This is a genomic window from Streptomyces qinglanensis (genome assembly GCF_900111245.1).
Lineage (GTDB): Bacteria > Actinomycetota > Actinomycetes > Streptomycetales > Streptomycetaceae > Streptomyces > Streptomyces qinglanensis.
This window is the reverse complement of the sequence record NZ_FOGO01000023.1, coordinates 21,292-27,559: the sequence shown is the minus strand read 5'-3', so window position 1 is coordinate 27,559 and position 6,268 is coordinate 21,292. Positions and strand designations below refer to the sequence as shown.

Sequence of the window (6,268 nt, the reverse complement as noted above, 5' to 3'; positions counted from 1 at the left end):
GAACACAACAGCCAGCCCAACCCACACCCGAGCCAGACCCTCCCCCGGACCGACAACCCACACAACAACACAACAACAGGACGACAGAACAACAGCAAACGACTAGAACTAGAACAACAATAGCCACAGCGGATTGACCAGCAGGTCGCAGCCCGCGGCTACCCCGTACAGCTAGGACAGCACAAACAAATACAGCAGCGAAATGGCAACAGACCCGTCCATGGTGATCACCAACGGCACGGACCACCGCATGGGTTGAGATGCCCAGCCGAGACGGCAACACCGGCCTCCATGAAGCCCCCGCCAACGACAATCCAGAACACGGCGCGAGAACCACGAAGAACCCTTCAACACCAGGTCTGCCTCACTCTGATACAGCCACGGCATAGGCAGCTCGGAACACCTCTGTCACCTCACACACCCAGATGAACACCCGCGACCAGGAAGCTTCCGGTCGCCCGCGTGATCCTGGCGTCTCGTTTGCGGTTGGCCGTCTCGCGGAGGCCGGTGGTGGTTCTCGGGCTCCCATGGTGTCGTCGGGCTCCTGGAGGGTCGCCTTCTCTGCGTTCAGGCTCGGGTCTCTACTGGAAGGCCGGGAGGTTGCGTGCGACCCACTCGCTGAAGGGCCTGGCCGGACGGTGCAGGACGTTCTCGACGGCAGGGCTGATCGTCTGCTCGGCCGGCAGGGGGTTTCCGAGGATGTCCAGGGTGCCGTCGATGACCTCTTCGGGCATGAGTTGCGCCATGTGGGCGTGGGCTTGATCGCGGGAAAGTTCCACGAAGGTGATTTCCTCGCCCAGAGCGCGGGAGAGCGCTGCGGACTGCTGGCGTGGGCTGATGGCCTCGGGCCCGGTCAGTTCGTAGGTGCGGCCCACGTGGCCGTCCTCGTGCAATGCCGCTGCTGCGACTGCAGCGATGTCGGCCGGGTCGATGACCGGCAGGGGCACATCGCCGAACGGAGCGAGGACCGTGCGCTTGGTCCGCACCGACTCGGCCCAGGCGAAGGCGTTGGAAGCGAAACCGCCAGGTCGCAGGATCGTGAAGTCCGCTTTGGACGCGCGTACGGCGGCCTCGAATGTACGCAGCCGGGTGTGGGAGAGGGCCTCGGGGCGGGTGGAGTTGAGCTGGGAGGAGAGCAGGACGATCCGCTTGACCCCGGCGTCGAGTGCCGCGTCGATGAGGGCATGCGGGCTTTCGCCGTGGCTGTTGAGCTCACCGCCCAACATGAGGAAGAGGGCGTCGGCGCCGTCGAGGACGGGGCGCATGCTCGAGCTGTTTCCGATGTCGGCTCGGGCGTGCCTGACCTCGGCCGGGAGTTCTTTGGGTTCGGGGCGTCGGGAGACGGCCACGACGTCTTCGCCCGCGTCAGCCAGCAGGGGTACCAGGGTCCGTCCGATGTTGCCGGTTGCGCCGGTCACCACGATCATTGCGACTCCATGAGTGAGTTAGTTAACTGACTAACTCGGACGGTAGCACAGCAGCATCGAGGATTGCCTATAGTCAGTCGGGTGACTCACTCAGCGAAGCCCAGGGCACGAGCGGCCGACAAGCGCCGACGGCTCACGACCGAGGCGGCCCGGGTCCTGCACGAGCAGGGCGTCGAGCGCACCACCCTCGCTGACATCGCGCGCGCGGCGGAGGTTCCCGTCGGGAACGTCTACTACTACTTCAAGACCAAGGACGAGTTGGTCATGGCCGCTCTGTCCGAGCACAGCGCACATCTCGACGAGTTCACCGACCGCCTGAACCGGCTGCCCGATCCGCGCGACCGCCTCAAGGCCCTGATCGAGGCATGGATCGACCAGCGGGAGGTCGCCGCCCGGTACGGCTGCCCCACCGGCACTCTGGCCGTTGAACTCGACAAACGCGCCGACGGAGTCCTCGACACGCAGGCCGGCGTGGTGATCCGGCGCTTGCTGGAGTGGGCCGGGTGCCAGTTCCGCGCCCTGGGCCTGCCCGACCCGGACGACCTCGCCGTCACTCTTGTCTCCGCCTACCAGGGCATGTCGCTCCTGGCCAACGCCTTGCGCGATCCGGACCTCATGGCCCGCCAGGGAGTCCGCCTCCTGCACTGGCTCGACTCCCTGCAGGCTCCCGACCAGACGGCCTGACCCGCCAAGCCCTCACCGGTCGCAGCGGACAGTCGGCTTCCCGCTGATCACATCCCGGTCATCCGTCCCGTGCGGGTGCGAAGGCCGGATGACGACCGCAGAGAGGTTCTGGCGGGCGCTACTGCCGGCTCCGACCGCCTGCTCCGGCACGGCCGGGTCCGCTCCCCCGCCAAGCGTTCGAGGTCCGGTTCGGTCGGGGCCGGGCCAGTCGTCGCGCTCCACGCCACAGCGTCCGTCGAAGCGGCCGTCCCGATCACCCCGAGCCGGCTGGGAGCGGCTGCGCGCGGTGGGGCTGCGCTCTCTCTGCGCGGCCCGGCCACAACCATCTGAATGCGGGCCGCCCGTCCAGTGCGCTCGGCGGCCCCCGGCCGCGTCCAGGCCGTCCAGGACGGGAGCCAAGGCGCGGCGCTGCTCTTCCCAACTCGGCAGGGCATGGTCGGCACGCGTTGCGGAGCGACTGGTGCAGGGGTCTGACGGCTGCTGGTGCAAGAGTTCGTGGCAGCGCTGGGGCAGGGGATGCACGGGCGTTGGGCGTGCGAGGCGTGCGGGGGCCACCGGTTCTGCTGCTCGCCCCCGCCGGGGAGGGTGGCAGGTCGACGCGGGGTACGAGAACTGGCACTGCGGCCTTGGTCACGCGGGGGCCTGTGCCGTTCTTGTCTGGAGTGCTCGTCGCCTCGTCGTGTCTCGGTTCTGTCGACGGCGGTGGTCGTTCGGGGTTCTGTGTGGGTGGTCGTCATGGGTAGGTTCTGAGTCGTGCACATGCTTGTTCGAGCATGGGGCGGTCCATCTGTGGTCGCGGGCTGCGTCGGACGAGGGCGTAGAGGTGTGAGGTGATCTTCGCCCAGGTGCGGAAGTTTCCTCGGGCCACTGCGGAGTCGGCCCAGGCGATGTCCGCGGGTTCCGCGTCTGCCCAGACATCGTGGAATTCGGTCAGTGTTTCGGTGAGCCGGTCCGGTTGCAGTCCTGCGGTCTGGTGCCAGGTCAGCACTCTGGAGCGCATCGCCGGGGCGTTGTCGAGCGCCTGCTCTGCTGCCGCTCCGCAGAGCACCAGGGCAGCGGCTGTGCTTGGTTCGTCCCACAGCAGTCGCAGATAGTCCAGCAGCGGGGGCGGAAGGCGTTGTGCGTCGTCGAGGAAGAGCACGCCTGGTTGCCGCAGCGTCTCTTTGAGGGCGCGGTCGGCTGCCTGTGCGGAGTGCGCCAGAGTCGCGGGTAGCCCGCATGCTTCCAGCAGGCACGCGCGCAACTGGGGTGGATCCGGTCGTACTGCGACGACGGCTCGCCAGGTCGGTGTCTGCGAAGGCAACAAGTCCAGAGCATGATGGGCCGCCACTGTTTTGCCCATTCCCGGCCTGCCGAACACGCATCCGATGCCACGGGCCGCGATTGTGTGTCCGATGGCCTCCGCTGTCGCGGTCACCGCGCCGGTCGTGACGAGGCGCGCTCCGGGCACGGACAGGCGGACCCCACCGCGCAGGGGCTGGACAGCGCTGTGGTCCGGTGCTGCAGCGGCCGGCCGGCTCGGCCGGGTGCCGGCCAGAGGCATGGCCTCCGCCGGGCGCAGCATTCCCAGTTCGGCCAGGGCTCCTGCGAGCCGGTCGGTTTCCTGTGGGCCCGGCGTTTCGCTGCTCACCGCGAGTGCGGAGTGGAACTGTCTGCGTACGTTTCGCCATGCTCGGCCTCGTGCGACCAGCGCGTTCCATTCCGTCGTGAACGAGTCCAGGGCCAGTTCCAGGTCGTCCGTTCCTGGTGTGAACGACCACGGTACGGAGGGGGGCGGTTGTGCGTGTGCCGGCTTCTCCTGGTCGTCGGTGTGCGTTTCGCCGTCTGTCATCGAGGGGCCTGGCCGGCCGCATCCGGGGCTTCGTCCAGGTAGTCGTCGTCGTGTCCGTTGATGACGTTGCTGAGGTGGTCGGCCAGGCCGCGGGGGTCGTGGAGCGTCGCTGCTATATGCAGGAACTTCAGGTACGCCTGCAGGTCCTGCTCAGCCATCTCTGTCGCGGTGCGTTTCTTCCAGTAGGCGCTTTCCTCGGCAGCTCTGGAGAACAGTTCGGCACGTGTGAGCTGAGCGAGGTCTGCCCGGGTCAGGTGCCGAATGGGCGTCATTGTCGATCCTCCTGCTGCTGTGCCTGGTGACGGGGAGTCCTGCTGCGCGAGCGGGCTGGTCCAGCGCCCGCTTTGTGAGGGGACTTGCCGGAGCAAGGGTGCTCGCTGCTCGCCACGCCGGTTCTCGCTGCTCCGCTCGTCGCCAACTGGGCTGTTTGCGGACCAAGTTGGGATGCATGTGACGGGTGTGCAGAGTGTGCCAGGAGGTGACTCTGAGGGCCAGTGGGGGCGTGACACAGGTGGGTAACAGCCGACCTCGCGCGCGGCGGGGAGTTCAGCGGGCGGCAGGGCTCTGGGCTCTCCGTACCAGTTTTCGCACGTGCCTGCTGAGTCCGCTGTTCTCTCCGCTGACTGCGACGAGCATGCCGAGGAGCTGCTTGCTCAGGGCGACTCGGGTGGCGGGGTCGGAGATCTCGGTCCAGTGCCGTACCGCACGCTGGGCGCTGGCACGTGTGATCGTGTGGTGCGTGCCCCATGTGGCGACCTGAAGCTGGATCACGTGCAGGTCCCAGTGGGTCGCAGCCTCCGGGTCGCCCTGCAGGCGGGCGATCCAGCCGCGCAGTTCCCGGACGCTGATGGTGTGGGTGTGGGCGGCTCCGTAGGTGGCGGTGGCTTCCTGGTCGAGGCGTTCGGCCTGGATTGCTGCCCATGCCAGGCGCTGAGTGTCGTGGGGCGGCGCGAATGTGGAGGTGATGGCCGCGACCCGTTCGCGGTACTCCTCCGGGGGAGGCGGAGGCTGTTGCGGTTCCGCGCTCTCGTGCGCTGCTGCGGGGGCGAGCATGGGGTGGGCACTGGCCTGTCCGTCCGGCCGGCCGGCTGTCGTCGGCGGTGCGGACGTGCCGCCTGCCCAGAATCCCGCGGAGACGACGCCCCAGGGAGCGAACTGCGGTTCTTCCGTCACAGCTTCACTCCTCGTTTGCGCAGGAAGGCACCGGGGTCGATGTCCGAGCCGTACCCCGGGCCGGTGCGGATCTCGAAGTGGAGATGGGGGCCGGAGACGTTTCCGGTGGCTCCGGAGAGGCCGATCTTCTGGCCCGCTTGGAGGCGCTTCCCGGTGGAGACCGAGATCTCCGAGAGGTGACCGTACTGGCTGTAGGTACCGTCCGCGTGCTTGATCACGACCTGGTTCCCGTACGCTCCGCCATCTCCCGCCGTCACCACCTTTCCGGGGCCCGCGGCCTTGACGGGTGTGCCCGTGGGGACCGTGAAGTCGATGCCGGTGTGCATGCCGCTGGACCATGCGCCGCCGCGCTGGTGGTAGGGGGTGCCCAGGGGGCCGTCGACGGGCCGGGCCCATCCGCTGGAGAGGCCGCCGTCGGGGCCGGTCAGGGATGCGACGTTGGACATGATGATCTTCACGTAGTTGTAGGTCTGTCCTTCGGCGAAGGAGCGGGGGGGAACTCCGCGATACTGCTCGACCCTGCCCCAGCCTGCGTTGTAGCCCGCCAGGGCCAGTTCGACGGGGCTTCCGTCGTAGTCCGGGTGCTTCTTGGCGGTGCGCAGCAGCTTGCACATCATCTTGCCCTGCGCGGGTATCGCGTCTTCCGGGTCGAGGGGGTCTTTCCTGCCGTCGTTGTTGCCGTCCACCCCTGCCGTCTTCCAGGTGCCCGGCATGAACTGGGCTATCCCCAGGGCGCCCGCGCTGCTCCTGCCCGGATCGGCCTGGAATCCTGACTCCTGCTTGAGCTGGGCGGCCAGGACACTCGCCGGCAGCCCCTCCTCGCAGTCGTCGGCGGCCTGCTGGATGAGCGCCGCGTAGGCGGCGGGTACGCCGTCCTTGCCGACCTTCAAGGAGCCTGCCGCCAATTGGGCGTCCCCTCCGCCGCCTCCGCCCCTGCCGCCGGATATCACCAGGAGGAGCGTCACTCCGATCACGAGCGCGAGAACGAGCGCTGCTATGGCGCCGCCAATGATTTGCAGCATGCGAATGATGCCCAATTGGCCGTCCCCCTAGGCGGTGAGCTCTTCCCTGGCGCCGCGTATACGTCCCCTCCGCGGGGAAATCGTCGAAGATCGCGGTCCGGCTCAGGCTGCCATTGTCACACCAGTCTCAT

Annotated in this window: 6 protein-coding genes; 1 reads left to right on the top strand and 5 read right to left on the bottom strand. The window is 67.9% G+C overall.

Annotated features, from left to right (window positions below):
• Nucleotides 1–581: 581 nt before the first annotated feature.
• A complete protein-coding gene (locus BMX65_RS30715; RefSeq protein ID WP_075003628.1) occupies nt 582–1,427 on the bottom strand; it encodes an SDR family oxidoreductase in 846 nt (281 codons plus the stop codon).
• A gap of 81 nt (nt 1,428–1,508) precedes the next feature.
• On the opposite strand from BMX65_RS30715, the gene BMX65_RS30710 reads away from it, so the two are divergent.
• Nucleotides 1,509–2,111 (top strand): TetR/AcrR family transcriptional regulator, encoded by a 603-nt coding sequence (locus tag BMX65_RS30710; RefSeq protein ID WP_075003627.1) that lies wholly within the window; start codon nt 1,509–1,511, stop codon nt 2,109–2,111.
• 733 nt (nt 2,112–2,844) lie between these two features.
• On the opposite strand, the gene BMX65_RS30705 is transcribed toward BMX65_RS30710, so the two are convergent.
• From BMX65_RS30705 to BMX65_RS30690, 4 genes are all read right to left on the bottom strand, one after another.
• Nucleotides 2,845–3,741 (bottom strand): AAA family ATPase, encoded by an 897-nt coding sequence (locus BMX65_RS30705; RefSeq protein ID WP_162637708.1) that lies wholly within the window; start codon nt 3,739–3,741, stop codon nt 2,845–2,847.
• Between the two features lie 197 nt (nt 3,742–3,938).
• A complete protein-coding gene (locus BMX65_RS33135) occupies nt 3,939–4,100 on the bottom strand; it encodes a hypothetical protein (protein WP_162637709.1) in 162 nt (53 codons plus the stop codon).
• Nucleotides 4,101–4,488: 388 nt separating this feature from the next.
• Nucleotides 4,489–5,115, bottom strand: coding sequence for a hypothetical protein (locus tag BMX65_RS30695; RefSeq protein ID WP_075003624.1), 627 nt, complete (start codon nt 5,113–5,115; stop codon nt 4,489–4,491).
• On the bottom strand, nt 5,112–6,137 hold the full coding sequence (locus tag BMX65_RS30690; RefSeq protein WP_107437629.1) for a peptidoglycan DD-metalloendopeptidase family protein: 1,026 nt from the start codon (nt 6,135–6,137) through the stop codon (nt 5,112–5,114). The genes BMX65_RS30695 and BMX65_RS30690 overlap by 4 nt, the downstream gene beginning before the upstream one ends.
• Nucleotides 6,138–6,268: the final 131 nt, after the last annotated feature.